The organism is Ignavibacteriota bacterium, assembly GCA_016716225.1.
Classification (GTDB): domain Bacteria; phylum Bacteroidota; class Ignavibacteria; order Ignavibacteriales; family Melioribacteraceae.
This window is the reverse complement of the sequence record JADJWT010000001.1, coordinates 826,784-849,822: the sequence shown is the minus strand read 5'-3', so window position 1 is coordinate 849,822 and position 23,039 is coordinate 826,784. Positions and strand designations below refer to the sequence as shown.

General features: G+C 28.8%; 26 protein-coding genes. 3 read left to right on the top strand and 23 right to left on the bottom strand.

From position 1 onward, the window contains the following. Positions 1-71: 71 nt before the first annotated feature. From IPM32_03605 to IPM32_03545, 13 genes are all read right to left on the bottom strand, one after another. A complete protein-coding gene (locus IPM32_03605) occupies positions 72-1,382 on the bottom strand; it encodes a hypothetical protein (GenBank protein MBK8944337.1) in 1,311 nt (436 codons plus the stop codon). A gap of 169 nt (positions 1,383-1,551) precedes the next feature. Then, positions 1,552-2,682 carry an ABC transporter permease gene (locus tag IPM32_03600; GenBank protein MBK8944336.1) on the bottom strand — a complete coding sequence of 377 codons (1,131 nt, stop codon included), beginning with the start codon at positions 2,680-2,682 and terminating at the stop codon, positions 1,552-1,554. Next, positions 2,682-3,749: an ABC transporter permease gene (locus tag IPM32_03595; protein MBK8944335.1), complete on the bottom strand. Its 1,068-nt coding sequence runs from the start codon at positions 3,747-3,749 to the stop codon at positions 2,682-2,684. Before IPM32_03595 ends, IPM32_03600 begins: the two co-directional genes overlap by 1 nt. Before the next feature lie 62 nt (positions 3,750-3,811). Continuing rightward, a complete protein-coding gene (locus IPM32_03590) occupies positions 3,812-4,741 on the bottom strand; it encodes an ABC transporter ATP-binding protein (GenBank protein MBK8944334.1) in 930 nt (309 codons plus the stop codon). 60 nt (positions 4,742-4,801) lie between these two features. Further along, positions 4,802-6,118 carry a TolC family protein gene (locus tag IPM32_03585; protein ID MBK8944333.1) on the bottom strand — a complete coding sequence of 439 codons (1,317 nt, stop codon included), beginning with the start codon at positions 6,116-6,118 and terminating at the stop codon, positions 4,802-4,804. Continuing rightward, positions 6,115-7,044, bottom strand: coding sequence for an ABC transporter ATP-binding protein (locus tag IPM32_03580; protein MBK8944332.1), 930 nt, complete (start codon positions 7,042-7,044; stop codon positions 6,115-6,117). The genes IPM32_03585 and IPM32_03580 overlap by 4 nt, the downstream gene beginning before the upstream one ends. A 54-nt stretch (positions 7,045-7,098) precedes the next feature. Beyond that, positions 7,099-7,464: a four helix bundle protein gene (locus IPM32_03575; protein MBK8944331.1), complete on the bottom strand. Its 366-nt coding sequence runs from the start codon at positions 7,462-7,464 to the stop codon at positions 7,099-7,101. Positions 7,465-7,500: 36 nt separating this feature from the next. Continuing rightward, complete coding sequence (locus tag IPM32_03570) at positions 7,501-8,472, bottom strand: efflux RND transporter periplasmic adaptor subunit (protein MBK8944330.1); 972 nt, start codon at positions 8,470-8,472, stop codon at positions 7,501-7,503. Beyond that, complete coding sequence (locus IPM32_03565) at positions 8,469-9,077, bottom strand: TetR/AcrR family transcriptional regulator (protein ID MBK8944329.1); 609 nt, start codon at positions 9,075-9,077, stop codon at positions 8,469-8,471. The genes IPM32_03570 and IPM32_03565 overlap by 4 nt, the downstream gene beginning before the upstream one ends. Before the next feature lie 87 nt (positions 9,078-9,164). Next, on the bottom strand, positions 9,165-9,677 hold the full coding sequence (locus IPM32_03560) for a GNAT family N-acetyltransferase (protein ID MBK8944328.1): 513 nt from the start codon (positions 9,675-9,677) through the stop codon (positions 9,165-9,167). After that, the gene (locus IPM32_03555) at positions 9,649-10,131 is read right to left on the bottom strand and encodes a peptide deformylase (GenBank protein MBK8944327.1); all 483 of its coding nucleotides are present in this window, start codon (positions 10,129-10,131) and stop codon (positions 9,649-9,651) included. Before IPM32_03555 ends, IPM32_03560 begins: the two co-directional genes overlap by 29 nt. Positions 10,132-10,142: 11 nt before the next feature. Next, the gene (locus IPM32_03550) at positions 10,143-10,949 is read right to left on the bottom strand and encodes a DUF1080 domain-containing protein (GenBank protein MBK8944326.1); all 807 of its coding nucleotides are present in this window, start codon (positions 10,947-10,949) and stop codon (positions 10,143-10,145) included. Beyond that, complete coding sequence (locus IPM32_03545) at positions 10,946-11,533, bottom strand: GNAT family N-acetyltransferase (GenBank protein ID MBK8944325.1); 588 nt, start codon at positions 11,531-11,533, stop codon at positions 10,946-10,948. The genes IPM32_03550 and IPM32_03545 overlap by 4 nt, the downstream gene beginning before the upstream one ends. Before the next feature lie 114 nt (positions 11,534-11,647). On the opposite strand from IPM32_03545, the gene IPM32_03540 reads away from it, so the two are divergent. Continuing rightward, positions 11,648-12,967 (top strand): MFS transporter, encoded by a 1,320-nt coding sequence (locus tag IPM32_03540; protein MBK8944324.1) that lies wholly within the window; start codon positions 11,648-11,650, stop codon positions 12,965-12,967. A 108-nt stretch (positions 12,968-13,075) separates the two neighbouring features. On the opposite strand, the gene IPM32_03535 is transcribed toward IPM32_03540, so the two are convergent. From IPM32_03535 to IPM32_03520, 4 genes are all read right to left on the bottom strand, one after another. Then, complete coding sequence (locus IPM32_03535) at positions 13,076-14,728, bottom strand: sodium-dependent transporter (GenBank protein MBK8944323.1); 1,653 nt, start codon at positions 14,726-14,728, stop codon at positions 13,076-13,078. 111 nt (positions 14,729-14,839) lie between these two features. Beyond that, positions 14,840-16,165, bottom strand: coding sequence for a DUF389 domain-containing protein (locus tag IPM32_03530; GenBank protein MBK8944322.1), 1,326 nt, complete (start codon positions 16,163-16,165; stop codon positions 14,840-14,842). Between the two features lie 20 nt (positions 16,166-16,185). Further along, positions 16,186-16,719 (bottom strand): putative metal-dependent hydrolase, encoded by a 534-nt coding sequence (locus tag IPM32_03525; GenBank protein MBK8944321.1) that lies wholly within the window; start codon positions 16,717-16,719, stop codon positions 16,186-16,188. Next, positions 16,720-17,406: a mutarotase gene (locus IPM32_03520; protein MBK8944320.1), complete on the bottom strand. Its 687-nt coding sequence runs from the start codon at positions 17,404-17,406 to the stop codon at positions 16,720-16,722. A 106-nt stretch (positions 17,407-17,512) separates the two neighbouring features. Between IPM32_03520 and IPM32_03515 the strand changes: the two genes are divergently transcribed. Continuing rightward, positions 17,513-18,748 (top strand): MFS transporter, encoded by a 1,236-nt coding sequence (locus IPM32_03515; protein ID MBK8944319.1) that lies wholly within the window; start codon positions 17,513-17,515, stop codon positions 18,746-18,748. A 50-nt stretch (positions 18,749-18,798) separates the two neighbouring features. Here IPM32_03515 and IPM32_03510 read toward each other — a convergent pair whose 3' ends face one another. After that, positions 18,799-19,485: an NAD(P)-binding domain-containing protein gene (locus IPM32_03510; GenBank protein MBK8944318.1), complete on the bottom strand. Its 687-nt coding sequence runs from the start codon at positions 19,483-19,485 to the stop codon at positions 18,799-18,801. 97 nt (positions 19,486-19,582) lie between these two features. Between IPM32_03510 and IPM32_03505 the strand changes: the two genes are divergently transcribed. Further along, positions 19,583-19,957: a helix-turn-helix transcriptional regulator gene (locus tag IPM32_03505; GenBank protein ID MBK8944317.1), complete on the top strand. Its 375-nt coding sequence runs from the start codon at positions 19,583-19,585 to the stop codon at positions 19,955-19,957. A 12-nt stretch (positions 19,958-19,969) separates the two neighbouring features. Here the strand turns inward: IPM32_03505 and IPM32_03500 are convergent, their stop codons facing one another. The 5 genes from IPM32_03500 to IPM32_03480 are packed head-to-tail and all read right to left on the bottom strand — an operon-like array spanning position 19,970 to position 23,037. Then, positions 19,970-20,896 carry an alpha/beta hydrolase gene (locus tag IPM32_03500; protein ID MBK8944316.1) on the bottom strand — a complete coding sequence of 309 codons (927 nt, stop codon included), beginning with the start codon at positions 20,894-20,896 and terminating at the stop codon, positions 19,970-19,972. A gap of 16 nt (positions 20,897-20,912) precedes the next feature. After that, complete coding sequence (locus IPM32_03495) at positions 20,913-21,278, bottom strand: GIY-YIG nuclease family protein (protein MBK8944315.1); 366 nt, start codon at positions 21,276-21,278, stop codon at positions 20,913-20,915. Between the two features lie 5 nt (positions 21,279-21,283). Then, entirely contained in the window at positions 21,284-21,715 is a 432-nt protein-coding gene (locus IPM32_03490; protein ID MBK8944314.1) for a nuclear transport factor 2 family protein, read from the bottom strand. 16 nt (positions 21,716-21,731) lie between these two features. Then, positions 21,732-22,358: a carbonic anhydrase gene (locus IPM32_03485; protein MBK8944313.1), complete on the bottom strand. Its 627-nt coding sequence runs from the start codon at positions 22,356-22,358 to the stop codon at positions 21,732-21,734. 43 nt (positions 22,359-22,401) lie between these two features. Further along, positions 22,402-23,037 carry a chloramphenicol acetyltransferase gene (locus tag IPM32_03480; GenBank protein MBK8944312.1) on the bottom strand — a complete coding sequence of 212 codons (636 nt, stop codon included), beginning with the start codon at positions 23,035-23,037 and terminating at the stop codon, positions 22,402-22,404. Positions 23,038-23,039: the final 2 nt, after the last annotated feature.

Sequence of the window (23,039 nt, the reverse complement as noted above, 5' to 3'; positions counted from 1 at the left end):
TTTAATAAGATGCTATCTTTTGAAAAGAAAGTATCTTTATATTAAATACTAATGGATTAGCATTTCGTAAATTAAACTTTCATTGAAAATTTGTTAACAATATTTTTATAAGGAAAATGAAGAAAAATTACCGCACAAATTCGTCCAACTATAAAAGCTATCATTGAAGATGTAATTCCGGTTAAATCAAATATTTTTATTGAAACAAAAAGTGTGACAATTATTATTGTAACTTCAATAATTGTTGCAAATGTAATAGGTGTTGTATTTTTAGAAGCAACCAGTAGTGCACGCTGCAAAGTTATAAAAACAGTAAAAGCCGGCATTATTGAAATAATTATTGTTGGAATTTTTGTAAATGCTGTGAGATCATTTGATAAACCGGAGATTGTGCTAAACCAAAATTGAGAAATAGGAGTTATTGAAATTGTAATTAATCCAAGCGCTAAAAAGAATGCTAACTTTTTTGCAAAAATAATTATTGATGAATAGTGTTCACCTTTTTCTCCAATTAAAGCAATTACAACTTCTTGATAAGATAATCCTAAACTTCTGAAAATGAACACCAAAGAATTTATTACGGGAAGAACTGCGAGAGATTCCAAAGACATTCGACTTTGACCAATAAAAAATGTAACCATCGGATGAACACCCAATCCAATAAAAGATGTTAACGCAAGTGGATAATAAAAATTAAATATTCCTTTGTATGATAATTTTTCTTCGGAAATAAAATTGTCATTTTTAATTTTTACTAAAATATTATTCGACATAAATCTGCTAGCAATTGCTTCGGAAACAACTGCAACGGATAGCGAAAAAGTTCCGACAATTGCGCCTTCCAAATTTGTAAAATTATATAACAATATTGCCGATAAAGACATCATCATCAATCTTATAACGGTGCCGAAAGCAACTCGTTTTGTGAGATTATTTCTAATCATTATTCCTTGGTAAAATCGGCGATAACCAATTGCTCCGGGCCAAGGCAATAAAATAAAAAATGCTTTGTATGTTAATTTGGCAACTTCAGAATCAAGAGAAATTAAATCAATTGCGATAAAATTAAAAAATGAAGGAATTAAAATTATCAACATGAAAATTGTAATTATTCCGCTTACAAAGAAATTAAAATTTCTTAATTTTTTAAATGATGCAAAGTCTTTAACCAATGCAGTGGAAGCACTCATCATCATAATTACCGGAGCTTCGATAATTAATGCGAATGAAAATGCAACTCCATAAGCTGCTAAATTATATTTGGGAGCAACTAGTCTTGCAATTATTGCGGCAAGAAATGGACCTTCCAACGACATCATAAGCCAAGTTGCTGCAAGTGGAAGCCAAAAAAATAATATTTTTCTTTGAGTTAGAAACTGCAAAGTTTTTCCAAACTAAATTATGACTCTAAAGATATTGGTAATCTTAATTAATCACAGAATATATTTTAATAAATAAGAGAATATTTAAAGGTTAGTTGAAATTTGTGGATTTGTTATAGTATTTAAAATGATATTCGGCAAATTTTGATTTTTAACTTTTCATTTACTTCTAATCCAATCTTTTTCTGAATCGTAGAGAACTCAAGAGCAAAATTAAAATTCCCATTAAAAATAAAATTGCAGTTTCTTGCCAAAGGTCGGCTATTCCAATTCCTTTTAAAACAACGCCGCGAAGAATTGTAATAAAATATCTTAGAGGAATTAAATAACTAATGTATTGCAAAATTTTAGGCATGTTTTCAATTGGAAATGCAAATCCGGAAAGATAAACCATGGGCATCATTATTCCAAATATTGCTATCATCATAGCTTGCTGTTGAGTTTTTGAAATTGTTGATACAAAAAGTCCCAAACCCAAAGTGGAAAGAATATAAAAGAATGATGCAACAAGCAAAAAAGTTACACTTCCTCTAACCGGAATTCCAAACAAAATATTCATCATTGTAATAACAAGGATTACTGAAATAAATCCCATTATTGTAAATGGTACAAGTTTTCCGATAATTAATTGATAAGGTTTTATTGGAGTAACAATTATTTGTTCAAGAGTTCCAATTTCTTTTTCCTTAACAACCGCAAGCGATGTTAAAATTAATGTAATTATACTTAATAGTAATCCAACAATAGCCGGGACCATAAAATATCTTGTTTTCAAATAAGGATTATACCAAGTTCTAACTTCTGCGGAAATTTGTCCAACCGGTAAAACTTTCATTCCTTTTTTTTCTCTGTAATCCATTATAATATTTTGAGAATATTCGGAAATTATTTTTGTTATATATCCCGCAGCAATTGAAGCTGTATTTCCATCGGAACCATCAAATATTGCTTGAAGTTTTACGGTTTCATTTCTATTAATGTTTTTAGAAAAATTATTGGGAATAACAAATCCCACAAGAACTTTTGCTTTGTTAACTTGTTCAGTTAGTTCCTCATAATTTTCTGCGTAATAGTCGATTGAAAAAAATCCGGAACTTTCAAATCGCTCAATAAAATTGCGGCTTTCTTCAGTTTTATCTTTATCTAAAAACAAAATATGAACATTGTTTACATCCATAGTTGCGGCATATCCTAAAAATATAAGCTGGATAATTGGTGCAACTAAAACAATTCCAAACATTTTTGGATCGCGTTTAAATTGAGAGAATTCTTTTTTGATAATATTTAAAATGATATTCATTATGAATTTTCCTTTTTCAAATAAATTTTACTTGAAAGAGAAAGTAGAATTCCCGCAAACATTAATAAATACAAAATCTGATCCCAAATTGCTTCAATGCCAACACCACGCAAAATAATCGCTCTTAGAATTTGAATAAAGAATTTTGCCGGAGTAATGTTTGTAATTATTTGAATAAAAGGCGGCATGCTTTCAATGGGAAAAATAAAACCGGATAAAATTACAGAAGGCAATAGCGAAACCATTGTAGCAATTGTAAATGCAATTTGTTGAGAATCTGAAATTGTGGAAATAAAAATTCCAATACTTGTTGATGTGAATAAAAATATAATAGTTGTAAATGCTAATAGAAAATAATTGCCTTTAATTTCTACGTTAAAAAGTAAATAACCAAATATCAAAATAAATACTGCGTTGAACAATGCAACAATAATGTAAGGAAAAGTCTTACCTAATAGCAGCTCAATAATATTAATCGGCGAAACATTAATTTGCTCAATAGTTCCGCGTTCTTTTTCACGAACTAAAGAAAGTGAAACACTAACTACTGCAACAATTACAAGTATCATTGCAATCAATCCGGGAATTAAAAATCTTGTTGTTTGAAGATCTTTATTAAACCAAAATATTGGATGAAAATCAAAAGGCATATAAGATTTTAATCCTTTTTGAGAAAGAATGTAGTTTGTTTTTTGTGAATTAAAATTTGCTGTTGCGCCATTGACATAATTCTGAATTATTGTTGCAGTATTTCCATCAACTCCATCAGTAAGAAATTGAACTTTTACATTTTCTTTTGAATAGAATTTTTGTGAAAAATTTTTGGGAATGATTAAAACACATTGTGCAATTTTTTTATCAAGAACATCTTTAACTTCGTTATCGCTATTTATGAAATGTGATATTTGAAAATAATTAGATGAAATTAATGAGTTATAAAATTCTCTGCTTAGTTCAGTATTGTTCTGATCATAAACTGCGAGCTTAATGTTTTTCACATCAAAATTTACTGCGTAACCAAAAACCACCAATAAAAATATGGGGAAGAGAAGGAGAATTGATAACATTCGTATATCTCTGAAAAGATGTTTAAATTCTTTTTTAGTGATTGCAAAAATTCTTCTTATGCTCACTTCTTATCCTTTTCCAGCAAGTGTATAAACACATCTTCTAAAGTTGGAACTATTTTCTCAACTTTCTCAATTTTTATTTGAGGCAACTTTTTTAATTCATTATAAATCAGACTTTCATTTGTAAAATTTTCATTCATTATTAAGTGAATTGAATTTCCGAAAATCGAAGTTTCATCAACAAAATTGGATTTATCAAAAATCTCCATTGCATCAACAACATTATTACATTTAATTTCATAAATTGGATTTTGTAGGTACTTAGTTTTCAAAACTTTGGAATTGCCTTCTGCTATTAGGTTTCCGGCGTTTATCAAAATTATGTTTCCGCAGTATTCCGCTTCTTCCAAATAATGAGTTGTTACTAAAACCGTAATTCCTTCTCCGGAAAGTTCGTTTATTAATTCCCAAAAAGATCTACGTGAAATTGGATCAACACCGCTAGTTGGTTCATCAAGAAAAACTATTTTAGGTTTATGAATTACAGCCGTACCCAATGCCAATCGCTGTTTTATTCCTCCAGGAAGTGAGCCGGTTAAAATATTTTCTTTACCTATTAAATTTGCAGTATTTAAAATCCATTGCATTCTGTTAGTTAATTCTTTGCCTTCTAAACCATAAACACCGCCAAAGAATTTTATATTTTCTTCAATTGTTAAATCGTTATAAAGAGAAAATCTTTGCGACATATACCCAATATTTTTCTTAACCAAATCAGCTTGAGTTTTAATACTGTATCCACCGATAAGCGCATCACCGCTTGTTTGCTCAAGTAATCCGCAAAGCATTTTTATAGTTGTAGATTTTCCCGCACCGTTTGCACCGAGAAATCCAAATATTTCACCTTCTTTTACTTTGAATGAAATATTGTTCACAGCAATAAACTTGCCGAAAGTTTTATTTAAGTTATTTACTTCTATTGAAAACATTTTTGTGATAAGTAGAAAGTAGTAAGAACAAAAGGCTAACTACTAACTCCTAACTCCTTTTTAATAGATTTTTTTCCCAACAACTTTATCTAATTTAATTTTTGCTAATTCGTAGTCAATTAAAGAATTTAACAGTTCAGTTTTTGCCGAATAAAGAGAAGTTTCTGCATCAATCAAATCCGTTGAACTAACTAACTGCACTAAATATTTATCATTTGTAATTCTATAATTTTCTTCTGTTTGTTCTAATGTTAATTTATTTAGTTCAACTTTTTTTATTGCCGATTGAAATTGCAAGAATGCGTTGTAAACTTCAATTTCAATTGCATCTTCAATTTGTGCTTTAGTTGTTTCCAATTGAATTAAATTACTTTCCGCTTGCTGAGATTGCGAAGAATTGTAACCCCAATTCCAAATGTCCCAGCTAAGCGAAATTCCTACATCCCAAGTATCATCAAACTGATCTTTCTGCGGAAAAATTCTTTGGTTTGGTCTGCTGTAATAAAAATCAGAAATTAAAAATATTGAAGGATACCATCCGGATTTGCTTGCTGTTAATTGTTCTTTACCGGCTGATAATTTTTTTGATAATGATTGAATTTCAAGTCGATTTGATTTTGCTTCGTCTAATAAATTATTTAAATCCAAATTTATTTCTCTAAAAATAATTTCATCAGTTTTAATTTCTATTTTATCTGATAAATCATTTCCAATTGTTTTGTTTAATAATGCTTTTGCAATTTCAAGAGAATTCTCAGCTTCAATTTTCTTTAATTCAACGGTAGATTTTTGAACTTCTAATTTCAATAAATCATTTTTTGTGATTAAATCATTTTCTAAAAAATTACGCGAATCATTTATATGAGATTCTAAGCTCTTTAAATTTTCTTCAAGAATTTTATTTGCATTATCAATTTTGTAAACATTCCAAAATGCTGAAATTATTTTAAATGTTTCTTCATTTATTTCTTTCGAATATTCCAATTCGGAAGATTCTAAATTATAATTTGCGGCAGAATTTAACGAGGACAACTTAAAGCCCGTGAATATTGGCTGCTGCAATGATAGTTTGAAATTATATGAATTTAAAATTGCATCTTGAATTCTAATTGGATTTGGTAAAAACGACATAGAAATTTCAAAAGGAGGAACATCGCTCAATCGCATATAGGATGCATTAAATTTTAACTGCGGAAATCTTTGCGAATTAATTTCATTAACTTTTGCTGAAGCTGAAAGTAATTTTGCATCAGAAATTTTTAATGTTTTACTGTTTTGAATTCCTAATTGAATAATTTCTTGCAGAGAATATGAATCAGTCTGCGCAAGTAAATTAAAAGATGAAATTAAGATTGTAATAAAAATTATATTTTTCATTTTGAGCTCAATAAATTTTCATTGTTTACTAAATGAATAAAAACATTCTCCAAAGATGGAATGTTTGTTCTGTGATCAGTTATTTTAAAATTATTTTCAGTCAACAATTTTTCTAACTTTTTATAATCCTCATCGTCATTATTAACAATTGTATTTATTCTATCACCAAAAAGTTGTACATCCATTCCCAAATTATCTTTGATTAATTTTGCTGCAATTCGTACATCATCGCAAACAATTTCAACCACTTTTTTATTTATTGATTCTTTAACATTTTGAGGAGAATCCAGCGCAATTATTTTGCCATTGTTCATTAGTGCAACTCTATTGCAACGTTCGGCTTCGTCTAAATAAGGTGTTGACATAAAAATTGTGATTTCTTCTTTAAGCAAATTAGAAAGTATTTTCCAAAAATCTCTCCGTGAAACCGGGTCAACTCCAGTTGTTGGTTCATCTAAAAATAATATTTTAGGTTTGTGAATTAAGCTGCAAGCCAATGCCAGTTTTTGCTTCATCCCTCCGGAAAGTCTTCCAGCTTGACGATTTCGAAAATCTATCAATCGAGTAAATTCCAAAAGTTCGTTTCTTCTGTTTTTATAATTTTTAACGTTATGAATTTCTGCGAAAAATTCTATGTTTTCATCAATTGTTAAATCTTCGTACAAACTAAATTTTTGCGATAGGTAACCAATATTATTTTGAATTTCTTTTTTGTTTTTCTGAATATCTAAATTCAACAATGAAATATTTCCATTATCCGATTTTAATAATCCGCATAATGTTCTTATTGTTGTTGTTTTTCCGGCACCATCCGGACCAACCAAACCAAACATTTCTCCTTTGTTAACAGAAAATGAAATATTGTTAACGGCGTTTATTGTTCCGTAGGATTTACTGAAAGAGGATATGTTTATAATTGTACTCATTTCAATTACATGATTCCAAGATTGCAAAATATCAAGATTACAAAATTCATGTTATTATTCAGATTTAGTTAAATATTTAATAAAATTTGCTAATTGCGTAATAATATCAATTGAAAGATTATAGCATTCAGAAAATTCATCTTTCGAAATGTAGTTTAGATCAGAAGCAATGTATAATAAGCTTCTAACTTCTCCGGCTGATCCTTTTGAATAAATTAGAAATCGAATAAATTCTTTATTATTATCTCTTTCAAAACCTTCGGCAATATTATTCATAATAGAAACAGCTGCTCTTTGAATTTGATCTTTCAATCCAAAATCTTTTTTAAAACTATCATTTGAAGTCAATTTATAAATTCTGTTTATAAACTCTCTTGAACTTTGCCACACTTTCAAATCTTCAAATTGTTTTATTTTCATTTCTGTCTCTTTTAATTTTGAAATCTTGCAATCTTGTTAATTTTGCAATTTTATTTCCGCATCCGCGGGCATTCCGCTTTTTAATTCAAAATTTGGATTATTAATTTCTACTTTAACTTTGTAAACCAACTTTGTTCGTTCATCCGGCGTTTGAATATTTTTTGGTGTAAACTCAGATTCCGGAGAAATATAAACTACTTTTCCAGAAAAAGTTTTATCGTCATAAGCATCAATAAAAACATCTACTTTTTGGTTTAGCTTAACTTTTGGTAATTCCAATTCATTTACATAAATATCCAAATTCACTTTTTCTAAATCTGCTATTTTCAAAATTGATGACATTGGTGCAACAGTTTCACCTTTCTCATAAAATTGTTCTACAACAAATCCATTTATTGGAGAAACTACATAACAATCATTTATATTCTTCTGAATTATTTTTTCATTCGCAATTGCTTGATTTAATGAAGCTTCAGTACGCTTTAATTCTTCGGGTCTAGCAATATTTTTAATTTTACTTAAATTTTCTTTTGCTGCAGAATATTGTGATTTTACAATTTCAAATTTCGTTTCAATATCTTCAAATTGTTTTTTAGTTATTGAATTTGATTCAAGTAAACTTTGCATTCTTGCTTTATCTTTTTCTGCTTGGTTCAAACTAATTTCTGCTTGATTGAACATAGACTGCGCTTGAAGAATATCTTCTTTGCGCGAACCATTTTTTAATAACTGAAATTGAGCTTCAGCACTTTGTCGTAAAGCCGAAGCTTGCAAAAGCTGTAGTTGGAGAGTTTCGTTATCTATTTTTAAAATAGTATCACCTATATTTACTTTTGTTCCCTCATCAAAATAAATTTCCAAAATTTCACCGGAAACTTTTGCGCTAAGCGTTACAAATGTTGCTTCAATTGTTCCGGTAGCTTTAATTAAATTTTCATCACTGTTATCACCACAGCTTATAATTAGAATTGAAAATAGAAGAGGAATGAGTAATTCTACTTTTTTCATAATTTATTTTCCTTCTCAATTTTTTTATAAATTTTTTTTCCACTTTCTGTTAAAATTCCGTTAATAAGCATTCCAAAAGTAATTTCAAATGCTTGACTAATTGATAGATTATGATTTATTAAAAAAGCCGGATTAATTATTTTTTGCATTGAGGCAAGAATTACGTGAACCATTATTTCACTTGGATAATCAACAATGTAGCCTTCTTTTTTCCCTTGTTCAAAAATATTTTTCCAGATTTTTTCAATATTACGAGTTCTAAATTCATCAATATTTTGCCACAAATCCGGACGAAAACTTTTTAAATCATCCATCATTTTATTATTAATTTTCAAAGAAAGTTCAGCAAATAAATTTGTTAATTTTTTAATTTTCAATATTGAGTTGCAATCACTTTTTATTATATCTTCTATTTTCTTTTGTACAAGTGATTGGAAAAACTTTACGGCTGCATCCACAAGAATTTCTTTTGAAGCGAAATATTTGTAAATAGTTTTTTTACTCATCCTCAATCCGCTTGCAATTTCATCCATTGTGATTTTGTAAAATCCATCAGATAGAAATTTATCTTTTGAGAATGAAACTATTTTTTCTTTTTCTTCCATAACCTATAGAAACTATTATTGTATTTTTAGTTTCCAATATAATACATGGAAACTATTTTGTCAATAGTAGTTTCCAAAGTTTTTGATTTAAATCAATTTTTTTTTCATACAGATGCTTTCTGGAATATTTTCATAAGGAGGGAAATTTGGAATTTGCTCGTATCCCATATTTTGATAGAGTTTAATTGCTTCCGGTTGATTATTTCCGGTTTCCAAAATTGCAAATTTGTAACTTAATTCAGCTGCCCATTTTTCTAATTCATTTAGAATTTTTCTTCCATAACCTTTTGATCTGTTTGATTTTAAGACAAACATTCTTTTAACTTCTATTGTACTATTTTCCACATTTTCCCGAAATGCACCGCAAGCAGTTGGAATATTGTCTACATATATTATTACGATTTTAACATTCTTATCTAATAAATTATGTGGTGCAAATTTTATTTCCTGATCAATATATCTTTCTCTAAGTTCAGAATTTAGCAGTTCAAATAATATTTTAAAGTCTGGATTATCTGCTGTTGTTCGTATAATATTTATCATGTAAAGAAAATTTAATTTTGTAAAATATTTAACGCCACTTAAATGATTTATTATCAATTGCGCGCATTGTTGCTAAAATTCCATCAAGATGATCATATTCATGTTGTAACAATTCGGATAAATCATTTTGTAGACTAAGTTCAACAATATTCCAATTATCATCAAGAAATCTAATTTTACATTCTTTATGTCTTTTTACTTTCACTAATAAATTTGGAAAACTCATACAATCATCCCAAAGTTCAAACATCTCATCACTTAAATAAGTAAATTCGGGATTTATTATAACAGTCGGTTTATCAATATTCATATATATTAATCTTTTCATTATGCCAATCTGTGGAGCGGCAATTGCTCTTCCGAAATTATATTTTACACGAATTTCCGACATAACATTGTGAAGTTCATCAACCCAAAATTTTACTAAATGCAATTCTGATTTTTCTATCGGCAAAGAAATTTCATATAACTTTGGATTTCCTAATAATAATAAATCATTTAAGTGTTTCATGATTTATAAAATTATTCTAATTCCAGAATTTCAATTTTTCTGAATTCCGTTGGATGACTTTCTGCTTGAAGCGCAATATATCCTTCACTCAACATTAGATTATTATCCTTAGGAATTATTTTTTGAGCATCCGGATCGCTCGGATCTAATTGCGGTTTTTCATATTCCATAACCAATTTACCATTTACAAAATGTTTAATATTTCCGTTTCCATGAACTTCAACTTCCATCGTTATCCATTGATCACCATGATAAGTTGCGGAATTTGAACCGGTGCAATGGTTTGTTATTAAATTTTTCTTCATTACAATATTAGTTCCTGGAGTACAAACATTTCCAGTTGATCTTTCGTCAACTCCGTTTCCACCAAGCATTTGTGCTTCAATAGAAACCGGAAAATTTTGATTTTTACTCATGCTTTCCGGAGATTGGCAATGAAGCATAATTCCATTATTTCTAATTGCCCATTCTGGTCCGCCAGCAACTTGGCTACCTACAAATCTGTATTCAACACGAATTATATAATTTGAGAATTTTTTATTGAAAAAAATATGTCCGAATTTGTTATCAAAATTTTGGTATTCATTATAAGAAACTTTTAAAATTCCATCTTTTACTTGAAATGTATTTTTATAATTATCATTTAACTCATGTCCGGCAAATTTAATTTTCCATCCGGATAAATCTTTACCGTTAAATAAACTTATCCAATTATCAGAATCATTCTTACTTGAAGAGCATGAGTTTACTGTTACAAATAAAATAAGAATAAAAATATTAAAACTATTTGTTAAAATTTTTTTTGATATTGAAATCATTTTATTTCTCCAAATTTTAATGATAATTCTTTTAATTTTTGCCACTCATCTTTAAGAACGCTATAGTAAATTGAATCGCGTCTTCTATTATTTGTCATTAACATATGACTTCTTAAAATTCCTTCTTCAACTGCGCCAATTCTTTTTAATGCAATTCTTGCATGAACATTTAAAACATCAGTTTTAAATTCAACACGAGTAAGATTTAATTCTTCAAAACAATATTTCAGCATAAGAAATTTTACTTGATCATTTATTGTTTTTCCTTGAAACTCTTTTGAAATCCACGTCCAGCCAATTTCAATTCTTAAATCTCTTTGAGAAAAGTTTCCAAAACTTGTTGAGCCAATTATTCTATTTTCTGGTTTGTAAATTATTGTAAATGGTATGCGAGTTTTGTTTTGTAAATCATTTACGGCAGTTTCGACCCAATTTTTTAATTCTTCTAAATTTGATAAATCGCTTGCAAAGTAATACCAAAGTTTTTGTTCATTCGTAATTTCTTTAAAACTGTAAAAATCAACCGATTTTATTGGTCGAAGTAAAACATTAGAATTTTCTAAAACTATATTATAATTAAGCATAATATTTTCTTATAATTTTTATCACTAAAAAATAGTTATAATTTTTGCAGATAAATAAATTATTTTTCAATTACATTTTTTGATAAAAATAAAATTTACGTCTTTAGAATATCAATGTTTGAGAATTCTCCCACAATAAAAAATATATTGCGCGCATTTAAATCAAGAAATTATAGATTATTTTTTGGCGGACAAGGAATTTCTCTAATTGGTACATGGATGCAGCAAATTGCTCTTGGTTGGCTTGTTTACAGATTAACAGATTCTCCATTTTTATTAGGATTGGTAAGTTTCTCGGCACAAGTTCCAACATTTATTTTTGCTTCGTTTGCCGGAGTTTTTGCCGATCGATATAATAAACATTCCATAATTTTATCAACACAAATTTTAGCTTTAATTCAAGCTGCCATTTTGGCTTTTTTAACACTAACAAATATTATTCAAATTTGGCATATAATTTTTCTTGCAATTTTTAACGGATTGATAAATGCATTCGATATGCCAACGCGACAATCTTTTGTAATTGATTTAGTTGAACACAGAGATGATTTACCAAACGCAATTGCACTTAATTCATCAATGTTTAATGCCTCAAGATTGATTGGACCAACTGTTGCTGGATTTATTATCTCATCTTTTGGCGAAGGGATTTGTTTTTTAATAAATGCGATAAGCTATTTTGCGGTTATTATAGCATTAATGTTGATGAAATTTGAAAATATAGAAAAACAAATTTCAGATAAGAAATTATTAAAAGGAATTAAGGAAGGATTTGTTTACGCATTCAATTTTATTCCAATTAGAACTTTGTTATTGCTGATTGCAGTTTTGAGTTTAATTGGAATGCCTTACACAGTTTTAATGCCCATTTTTGCCAAAGATATTTTACAAGGAAACGCTAGTACTTTAGGATTTTTATTTGGAGCAATCGGCATAGGAGCTTTTATTGGTGCAATTTATTTAGCTTCGCGTAAAACTGTTTTGGGATTAGGAAAAATTATTGTTATTGCTACAACAGTTTTTTCATTTGGGTTAATATTTTTTTCACAATCGAGATCATTATATTTTTCAATTCCATTAATGATATTTATCGGCTGGGGAATGATGACGCAGATGGCTTCCGCAAATACATTATTGCAAACAATTGTTGATGAAGATAAACGCGGAAGAATTATGAGTCTGTATGTTATGTCATTTATGGGAACTGCTCCGCTTGGAAGCTTGCTTGCAGGAACTCTAGCTGGAAAAATTGGTGCATCAAATACTGTTTTGTTAATGGGAATTATAAGTTTAATTACGGCATTTTGGTTTTACAGAAAATTACCTCATATAAGAAAATTTACAAAACCAATTTATATTAAATTGGGAATTATTCCAGAAGTCTCAAAAGGTCTACAATCGGCAACGCAATTAAATATTCCTCCTAATAAATAATTAATATTTATTCTTTTTGCGGAGTTTTCAAAATCTTAAGAAAAAATTTTACCGTAAAAAAAATAATTACTGCCCAAGCTGATAACATCATAATTAAAGCGGAAGTACTCATTTTTCATTTACTCCATTTCTTAGTAATTTCTTTTTCTTCCAAGATTTGTGAACCATAAATGCAATTGCCGCAAATGTTAACATCAACAAAACTCTTGTAAAATCTTGTACAAAAATTCTTGTCGGTAATCCATTAATAAACCATTTTGTATTTTCTGCACCAACGTGAAATATTACACCAATTACACTATCCGGGGCAAATTGCCAGCCGTTGCCGGAAAATAAATTTGAAATTGCTATTGACCAATCCACATTTGGTTTTATTGCAGCACCAATAAAAATTATTGAAATAAAAACGGGAGTTACGTATTTAATTAGGAATTTAAAAATATTAGGAATTGCTATATCTGCACCCCGTGTAATTTCTGCCCAACCTTTGTCAATTCCAAAAACGTAAGCAAAAACTATTGATTCTAAAAGTGCGAAAACAACAAGTGAAAATGTTCCCGTCCAAAAATCAAATTCATCAAACGAACCGCCGGGATATAGCCAAACACAAATAAATCCCAAAGTGAAAATTGCCAAACCGGTTAAGATTGCTCCTTTCTCACGTGGAATTTTAAATTCATCATTGAAGAAAGCCAAAATTGGCTGACCCATTGCAAGAGAAGAAGTTATTCCGGCAAAAAATAATAATCCAAACCACATTGCACCGGCAATTGGTGCAAACCATCCCCAATTATTAAATAAAGTTGGTAATGTTAAAAATCCTAATGCAAAACCACTACCGCCAGCTGTAGATGCTTGCACAACTTGAAGCCCAAGATAAGCTGTTGCAATTGGAATTAATAACGATCCGCCTAAAACTACTTCTACAAATTCATTCATCCATCCGGCAGATGAAGCATTAAGTGCAATATCTTGCTTTTCTTTAACGTAAGCTGAATAGCAGTGAATTGAACCCATGCCAACAGAAAGCGTGAAAAATATTTGACCCGCAGCAGCAAGCCAAGTTGTAGGATTAAACAATCCGCTGAAATTTGGTTCCCAAACAAAATTTAATCCTACCAAAGGATCTTGAATAACACCCGGATCGGTTGTATCAAGTGTTAATCCTTTAATAACTAAAATAACTCCAAATAAAATTAATAATGGCATTCCAATTTTTGCAGCTACTTCAATTCCTTTTGCCAAGCCGCGAGAAAGAATCCAAACATTTAAAAGAAGGGTAACAACAAAAAAGAAGAAAGCTTCATATGGTAATGCAAAAATGCTCGATTCATGAACACCTAAAAAACTTGGGAAAAAATCTGTGGGTTTCACATCAAAAAAAGTTCCGGTAATTGAATGAAATACATAAGCTAAAGTCCAAGATTCAATATAAGTGTAGTAAGCAGCTATTGTTAAATTGGAAAATAAACCAAACACGCCGATATATTTTAAGAATTTAGATTTTCCCATAACGTCGAACATTCCGGGTGTTGAGTGATGTCCGTACTTTCCACCGTGTCTTCCAATTGACCATTCAATATAAAGTAATGGCAAACCCATTACGACAAAAGAGATTAAATACGGAATAATAAAAGCGCCACCGCCGTTTTGTGATGCTTGTGCCGGAAATCTTAAAAAATTTCCCAATCCAACTGCATTACCGGCCATTGCTAAAACTAAGCCGACTCGCGATCCCCAAGATTCTTTGGTATGTGACATAATTCTCTAAATTTATTTTCGGATAATTAAATTAAAAAAGTATATTCTACTTTTTTTATAAAGTTAACCAAATATTTTTTTAAAATCGAAATTTAATTTCCTACTAGATGATTATTCAAAAATTAACTCTATTTTATCAGTCTTCAATCTTGAATTAAGCCAATTTGTTATTCTTCTTTTCGAATCATTAGAAAGCTTTGATTTATTCTTTACTTTAAGGATAACAAAGTGACTATTTACAGAATCCGTTTTCTCTATTCTATGTATAGGTGTTTCAAAATATGAGCATGATATAATTTCCGGAAAAATTGAATTAATTTCTGAAAGTAAAACTTTTCCTAATTTCGATTTATTGTTTAGCGTATCTAAGAATTTTTGATTCTGAATAATTGTATTATTTAATCTATTAATTTCAGTTTTTAACTGTTCAACCTCGGTAGCGTTTTTATCAAATTGATTTATTGAAAATCCTTGTTGAAAATTAATTTCTGCATCATTTAATTTAAAATCCTTAGCTTTTTCCGCAATTATTTTCTTTGTGTTTTCATTTAAAAGATTACCGCCATAGATTAATTTTATTGATTTTCTTTCCGGAATAATTTCATTTTTTAACAAATAACTTCCTTCAAAAACTCCAATATTTTGAATGTATCTATTTGCATTATCAGTAAATCTTTCATTCTGAACCAATTTATATCCAAAATAAATACTTGGAATTATGATTAGAGTGGTAATTATTGAAATCCATCTGTTAACTTTAACCATATGAATTTCTTCTACAATAGTGCGGATAGGGAATTTTAGTATTCGTGAAATTAAAACAGATGAAAGCGCAATAAAAACTGTATTTATGGTAAATAAATAAAACGCTCCGAAAAAATAATTAAATTGACCGGAAGCAAGTCCATAACCAGCAGTACATAACGGAGGCATTAAAGCTGTAGCAATTGCAACACCGGGGATTACATTTCCTTTTTGTTTGCTGCTGATGGCAACAATTCCGGCTAAACCGCCAAATAATGCAATTAGTACATCATAAATTGTTGGACTTGTTCGCGCAAGCAATTCTGAATGTGCGCTATATATTGGACTTATTGTAAAATATAATGTTGATGCAAGTAAGCTTACAACTACTGCAAAAGTAAAATTTTTAATTGCTTGACGAAGCAATGGAAAATTATAAGTTGCAATGCTATAACCCATTCCATTTATTGGTCCCATTAAAGGAGAAATTAACATTGCTCCAATTATTACAGCCGTTGAATTAACATTTAAACCAACAGAAGCAATAACTATTGCGAAAACCAAAATCCATAAATTTGTTCCTTTAAAGACAATATCTTTCTCAATTGCTTTGTGAATTATTTCAAAATCATCAATCTCTTTTTCAAGATTAATATGAGTTAAAAATTTTCTAAGTAATTTAAATTTATTCATTTTTTTTCTTCAATTAATTTCTACCAATTTTTAGATTTCTTTAATTCCGTAATATGTGCAAGATGATGTTTGCAATGCCATGCATAGATAGATAAGTTTTCATCTAACTTTATTTCTTTTTGGCTTTGTGGATGATAAAAACATTTGTTCCAATCATTTTCTGAAAAAGAGTTTAATAATGCAGTCCATCTTTCATGAATTCCTTCAATCATCTTTAAAGCTGAACTAATAGGAAAATTTTTACTATCTTCCAACTTAGCCCATCGATCTTCCAAATAAGGTTTTATAGTTGGTGTATCTTCAGTTAATGCTAATTTAAATCTAATCAAACTATTCATATGACTATCAGCGCAATGATTAACAACTTGTCTGATTGTCCAACCATCCGGTCTGTATTGAGTGTTAAGTTGTTCATCACTTAAATTTTCAACTTCATTTTTTAGTTGATTAGGAAAATTTTTAATTAGATCAATAAATTCATTTCTCATTTCGGAAGTTATAATTTCCGGTTTTGTAAATCTGCCAATAGGATATTTAAGTTTTTCTAAATCCATTTACTTTTCCAATGTTAATTTTTCCAAAATTTTCACTTTTTCTTTTTTCTGATACCAATCATTTGCGACAAAAATTATTTCTTCAACTTCAAATTTTCCAAATTCATGATTTCTATATTTTTCTAAAATTTGTAGAAATTTTTCTTTATGTTGAATTTCATTTCGAAATCTTATAACTGTTGAGTGTGCAGTTTGTATTGCGTATCGTTTATCTAAAGATTGCTCAAGATTTGTTAAAGCAAACTCTTTTCTCAAATTTTTTCTCAAAATATTTAAATTATTACTTGATGGAAATCCTTGAACCATAATTGCAGATTGAGTTGCTGTAATTCCTTTAAAATCTATTGAGAAATTTTTAATATTTGTTAAACTTTTTTTTATGACTCTTAAATATTCTTCAATTTTTATTTTTTCCAAACTAAAATTTTGATAACAAGAAATTAAAGACATTACAGTTATGTGAATATCAGAATTTCTGTAATAATATTGCTCCGGTTCAATGATTTTCAATTCACTTAAAAATTGTTGAATATTTTGTTTAACGATTTCCGGCGGAACAATAACAAGAGTAATTCCATATCTATTATCAGCTTTGGAGAAAAGTTGATTATCAACTTCTACATTTGAGAATTTTAGTTTGTTTACAAAATCAGAAAAGAGATTGTTATAATGTTCGGTTAATTTCAAATTTCACCTAAAAAAAATCAACTAAATATAAAATAAATTTTTAATAACATTTATTCTAAAAAAGTTTTATGTTATCAACCAATTTTCAATCTTACAAAAAATTAATATGGAAACATCAAATAAAAGTAAATTATCACAAGTATTAAATACAACTGTTCTTGTTTCTGCGCTTGGATATTTTGTTGATATTTATGATTTAATACTTTTCGGAATTGTTCGTGTTCCAAGCTTAACAGAATTGGGTTATGCCGGAGAAGGTTTAATTAAAAACGGTGTTTTTCTTTTAAATATGCAAATGACTGGAATGTTAATAGGCGGAATTTTTTGGGGAATTTACGGTGATAAAAAGGGAAGACTTTCGGTTTTATTCGGATCAATTTTTCTTTACTCAATTGCAAATATTGCAAATGCTTTTGTTACAAATATTGAAATGTATGCTTTCTTAAGATTGCTTGCTGGAATTGGATTAGCTGGAGAACTAGGAGCTGCAGTAACATTAATTAGTGAAATTCTTCCCAAAGAATTACGTGGTTACGGAACTGCTATTGTTGCTACAATCGGAGTTAGCGGTGCAATTGGCGCTGCAATTGTTGCGGAAATTTTTACTTGGCAAACTTCATATATAATCGGCGGAATTCTTGGATTGATTTTATTAGTTATGCGAATTAAAATGTTTGAATCCGGAATGTATAAAACAATTAAAGATTCTAATGTTTCAAAAGGAAATTTCATTAAACTTTTTACTTCAAAAGAAAGATTTTTAAGGTACTTAAATTGCATTTTAATTGGATTGCCGATTTGGTACGTTGTTGGTGTGCTTATAACTTTTTCGCCGGAGTTTGGAAAAGTTCTTGGAGCAAAAGATAATATTTCTGCTGGACAAGCAATTATGTTTACTTACATCGGATTAATTTTTGGAGATTTTGCAAGCGGATTTTTAAGTCAGTATTTAAAGAGCAGAAAAAAAATTATTATAATGTTTATTACACTTACATTTGTTTTTATTTTGGTTTATTTATTTTCTTCAAATTTTACATCAACATATTTTTATGGATTATGTGTTGCTCTCGGTATTGCAATTGGATATTGGGCAGTTTTTGTAACAATTGCATCGGAACAATTTGGAACAAATATCAGATCAACTGTAACAACAACGGTTCCCAATTTTATTCGCGGGTCGGTTGTTCCAATAACATTTTTGTTTGAATTTTTACGCGGATCTTTCGGAATGATTTACAGCGCATTAATTGTTGGAATTTTGAGCGTAATTATTGCAATTGTTTCTGCATATCATTTAAAAGAAACTTTTGGCAATGATCTTAATTATGTGGAAGATATTTAATAAATATTTTTGGCGAATGTAATATTTACACCCGCCAATTTATTTCATTCTTATTTCCTAACAATATGAAAATTAAATTCCGGAGTTCCCAAAGCTCCCCATAATCTTATCCAAATTGGAAGAAGCATTTCAGTTCCGCGAGCTGTAGTAATATCACCTAAATCAATAATATTTGAATCTTTCCATCCAAATGAAATCAACAATTTCATAACCTCTTCTTTTGCAGATTTATCGTTTCCGCTTAAAAATAAATTATGATCGCCGGAAATTATTGAGGGATTTACCATCAAATATGCATTTAAAGTATTTAGTGTTTTTACAACTTTTGAATTGGGTAACATTTTCTGAATTTGCTCTCCCAATGAATCAGTATTGCAGATTGTTAATGTTGGCGGCATTCCTTTGGAAAAATCTAGCGGATTTGAAATATCGATTAAAATTTTGCCTGATAAATTTTCTTCACCGCAAAGTTTTAATGCATCTAAAGTTCCAGAGCCGTTTGCAGCATTTATAATTAATTCTCCTGATTTTGCGGCGGTAGAATAACTTTCCAATTTTGCTGTGTTATTAATTTTGATCCATTCTGAAAAAGGAGGTCTTCCGAAATTATCCTTATTTGTTTTTGATAAAGTGTTATTAATATCCCTTGTTCCAATAAAAACTTCATGACCAAGTTCTATTAATTTTTCTGAAATTACTTGTCCTACAACTCCAGTTCCTAAAACTGTTATTTTCATTTTATTTCCCTTTCGTTTACTATAAAAATGATAGTAGCTAATCTAAGTATAGTTTATTATTTTTGCAATAACTGTCAATTTTAACAGTAGGAAAAAAATGATAATAAAAGGAAAAGAATTTGTTATTAATGTTGAAGGACAAATATTTCATTGTGCAATGGATTTAACAATGAAATATATTGGCGGAAAATGGAAGACAATTGTTTTGTGGTATTTAAAAAATAAAACTTACCGATTTGGGGAATTGAAAAAGCAAATTCCGGATATAACTGAAAAAATGTTGAGCTTACAGTTAAAATCTCTAGAAGAAGATGGTTTAATAAAAAGAGAAGTTTTTGCTGAAGTTCCTTTGCGTGTTGAATATTCTTTAACGGAATTTGGAAAAACACTAGTTCCAATTTTAAATGAAATATCAAAATGGGGAAGAAATTTAGGTGAAACAAAAGGAAAAATTGTAGAAGCTAAACCGTAAATAATAGAAAATTTATTTTTTTATAAATTCTACAATTGATTCAATTAATCCATCCTTTAAAGGTAATTCCGGATTTGAATAAGTCTGCATATTTTTCTGTAAATCCATTTCACTTTCCTTTAAAACGTGATTCATCCCATCAATAATTATTAATTCGGAATTTGGATTTGCTTTATGCAAAAAATTAGCATCTTCTTCTTTTACTTGTAAATCCGTTGTTCCTTGCAAAATTAAAATTGGGATTTTTAGTTTTGCGATTTCTTCTTGCGGATTATACTTAAACCAAGAAATTAAATAGGATTGAATGCTTGGTCGAAAAAGTGCATAATAATTTTGATCAACACTTTCAATCGTTTCACCTTTTTCTAATTTATCTAAATAACTTAAAGAAGTTTCATAAAAATCTTTAGGTTGAATTGCCAATTGTTTTCTTAAAATTAAATTTGCTGATTCTCCGGCTCCGGCAATTGAAATAAATTTATCTACATTTGTGTTTTGAGATGCAATCATTCCAAGCAAAGAACCTTCGCTATGACCAATAGCAATTATTTTATTGAACGAACTATCATTATTTAAAAAGTCAATCCAACTTTTTACATCATTAACATAATCATCAAAAATTAATTTACTTTCATCAAAATTATTGATAATACTTTTTCCTATTGCTCTTTTATCATAACGCAAAGATGCAATTCCATTTTCCTCCAATGCATACGCAAGCATTTTTAAAGAATTATTTTTCATCATTGAATTATTTCCGTCTCTATCTGTTGGTCCAGAACCGGCAATAATTAACGCAACCGGAATATCGTTAGTTTTGTAGGGAAAAAGTAAACTTCCTTCAATATTACAATTTGTAGTTTCAAGAATTACAATTTTTTCATTTTGAGCAAATAGAATTGAGAATTGAACAAGAATAAATAAAAATAAAATTTTCATATTTCGTAATCCTAAACTAACTTTTTAATTTATTGTAACCTTTCTCATCAAAACTTTGAAGTTTTTCTATCCACATTTCCTCAAGAATTTTTAATTCTTCAACATAGATTTTTGCTTCATTTTCTTTTGGTTCTAAAATATCAACAACATCAAAAGAGAAATTCACACTTCCAAAAATTTTGTAATCTTCTTGTAAACTTTTATTTGGATGTGAATTATTATCCAACTGAAACTTACAGCTATTAATTTTTCCTTTAACGTTTAATCCATAATCAATAAAAATTTTTTTGTTTATCAAATTCTCCACTTTAAAAATTCCCATTGCCGGAGGATTTTGTAAATATTTTTTTTTAAGTTCCTTTTTATCCAAGTTGATTTCCACAAAAATTAATCCCAAACATATTTCCAGCTTTTATCTGATTGGCGTTTCCAAATTGTAGTATAAATTCCATTGTATTCGGTTGTTGAACTATCGCTAGAAATTATCCAAACATATTTTCCGTATGAATATGCAAGATTACCGCAATCAGAAACATCAATAAAATCTGGCTTCCAATTCACTTTTGCATTTTTATATAATTCTTTCCCGTAGAAATTTTTAATATTTTCTTTGCCGGAAATTAAAGAATCATTTCCTCTTTTAATTACTGCTTTTTCATCTGCAAAAAATTCAAAAGCTTCTTCAATACTTTTTTCTTTACACATTATTTCAAACAGTTTTTCAGTTTCAACGATTTCGTTTTTAACTTTTTCTTTATCTATTGGTTTGCTACAAGCAAATGTTGTTAAAGCAATTATTAATAAAAATATAATTTTCATTTTTCCTCCAATTAAATTATTCTATTTTTTCAAATTGTTTGGATTCAGTGCTGTAATTAAAAATTTCACCAGTTTCTATAATATAATACCAGCCTAATATTTTCAATTCATTTTTCTTAAATCTTTCTTTAATAAACGGATAAGTTAAAAGATGTTTCATTTGCTCAACAATATTTAATTGTTCGGTCATCCATTCTCTTTTTGCATGATCAGAATGAATTTCGGGAATATTATTAATTTTTTGTTTAACTAAATTGGAAAGCTCTAGCCATTTTTTTGTATTTGGGATTTCTGAAAATTGTTGTTCATCAAAAAACAATGCATTGCATCCGCCGCAGTTTGAGTGACCGCAAATCAAAATATTTTCTACATTCAAAATTTTTATTGCATATTCTATAGCAGATGTTGTTGCTGCAAATTCTTGTGATACTCTGTAATAGGGAACAATATTCGCAATATTTCTAATTACAAATAATTCTCCCGGTAAAGTTTTGGTAATTAAATTTGGAACAAGTCGGGAATCTGAGCAGCCAATAAAAAGTGTGTGGGGATTTTGTTTTTTACCAAGTTCAGCAAACAAATCTTTGTGTTCTAAAAAATCATTTGAATTAAATTCTTTAACACCATCAAAAAGGTTTTCCATAAATTTTCTTCTTTTTTAGAAAAATATTTCTTTTTAACTATTATTACAATTCATTATTTATCAAATAATTTTGAAGCAACTCAAAATATTTTGCAGCATGAAAAGCATCAGCTAATCCATGATGAGCATGGACAGAAACCGGAAGCATAAGTTTGCTGTTTTGTTCATACATTTTTCCAAAACACAATTTTGGAACACTATCATTCATTTTATAATTTCTTGCATGCGATAAAGCTGAAAATTTAATCCACGGAAGCGGTGAATAATGAATAACATCTAATCTTTTTGAATTTTCAGTTAAACGTAAACCGCTGGAGTTTTGAACGTTTTGAATTTCTTGCTTGAGATAATTATTGAAAATATTAAAATCGGAATTGAATGGTATGAATGAAAATCCAAAGGTTTCATCTGCTCTTGCTATTGTTGATGTTGCGTGAATTTCATCATACAAAACGATTTCATTATTTACAATTCTGGTTCTTAATTCTGTAACTTGATTTACTGATAGAATGGATTTGTGTAAATAATAAGCAAAAAATGAAATTTTATTTTCTTTGCAAAATTTATATGCATTAGTGCATTCAATTTCTGTTACAATTCCGAAAAAAGGTTCTTCAAATTGCGAAAAAAAATTATAATGTTCCTTTCTTTTCCAATTGTCTTTATTTATTATTTTCATAA

Bases quoted from the DNA above. Each gene is read 5' to 3' on its own strand.
- IPM32_03510 (MBK8944318.1), bottom strand. From the start codon at position 19,485: ATGAAAATAACAGTTTTAGGAACTGGAGTTGTAGGACAAGTAATTTCA.
- IPM32_03530 (MBK8944322.1), bottom strand. From the start codon at position 16,165: ATGAATAAATTTAAATTACTTAGAAAATTTTTAACTCATATTAATCTT.
- IPM32_03505 (MBK8944317.1), top strand. From the start codon at position 19,583: ATGATAATAAAAGGAAAAGAATTTGTTATTAATGTTGAAGGACAAATA.
- IPM32_03590 (MBK8944334.1), bottom strand. From the start codon at position 4,741: ATGTTTTCAATAGAAGTAAATAACTTAAATAAAACTTTCGGCAAGTTT.
- IPM32_03490 (MBK8944314.1), bottom strand. From the start codon at position 21,715: ATGAAAATTATATTTTTATTAATAATTGCTTTAACAACATTTGCTTGT.
- IPM32_03545 (MBK8944325.1), bottom strand. From the start codon at position 11,533: ATGCTTAATTATAATATAGTTTTAGAAAATTCTAATGTTTTACTTCGA.
- IPM32_03595 (MBK8944335.1), bottom strand. From the start codon at position 3,749: ATGTTATCAATTCTCCTTCTCTTCCCCATATTTTTATTGGTGGTTTTT.
- IPM32_03500 (MBK8944316.1), bottom strand. From the start codon at position 20,896: ATGAAAATTTTATTTTTATTTATTCTTGTTCAATTCTCAATTCTATTT.
- IPM32_03535 (MBK8944323.1), bottom strand. From the start codon at position 14,728: ATGTCACATACCAAAGAATCTTGGGGATCGCGAGTCGGCTTAGTTTTA.
- IPM32_03480 (MBK8944312.1), bottom strand. From the start codon at position 23,037: ATGAAAATAATAAATAAAGACAATTGGAAAAGAAAGGAACATTATAAT.
- IPM32_03525 (MBK8944321.1), bottom strand. From the start codon at position 16,719: ATGGATTTAGAAAAACTTAAATATCCTATTGGCAGATTTACAAAACCG.
- IPM32_03570 (MBK8944330.1), bottom strand. From the start codon at position 8,472: ATGAAAAAAGTAGAATTACTCATTCCTCTTCTATTTTCAATTCTAATT.
- IPM32_03585 (MBK8944333.1), bottom strand. From the start codon at position 6,118: ATGAAAAATATAATTTTTATTACAATCTTAATTTCATCTTTTAATTTA.
- IPM32_03550 (MBK8944326.1), bottom strand. From the start codon at position 10,949: ATGATTTCAATATCAAAAAAAATTTTAACAAATAGTTTTAATATTTTT.
- IPM32_03515 (MBK8944319.1), top strand. From the start codon at position 17,513: ATGGAAACATCAAATAAAAGTAAATTATCACAAGTATTAAATACAACT.
- IPM32_03600 (MBK8944336.1), bottom strand. From the start codon at position 2,682: ATGAATATCATTTTAAATATTATCAAAAAAGAATTCTCTCAATTTAAA.
- IPM32_03555 (MBK8944327.1), bottom strand. From the start codon at position 10,131: ATGAAACACTTAAATGATTTATTATTATTAGGAAATCCAAAGTTATAT.
- IPM32_03575 (MBK8944331.1), bottom strand. From the start codon at position 7,464: ATGAAAATAAAACAATTTGAAGATTTGAAAGTGTGGCAAAGTTCAAGA.
- IPM32_03580 (MBK8944332.1), bottom strand. From the start codon at position 7,044: ATGAGTACAATTATAAACATATCCTCTTTCAGTAAATCCTACGGAACA.
- IPM32_03485 (MBK8944313.1), bottom strand. From the start codon at position 22,358: ATGGAAAACCTTTTTGATGGTGTTAAAGAATTTAATTCAAATGATTTT.
- IPM32_03540 (MBK8944324.1), top strand. From the start codon at position 11,648: ATGTTTGAGAATTCTCCCACAATAAAAAATATATTGCGCGCATTTAAA.
- IPM32_03565 (MBK8944329.1), bottom strand. From the start codon at position 9,077: ATGGAAGAAAAAGAAAAAATAGTTTCATTCTCAAAAGATAAATTTCTA.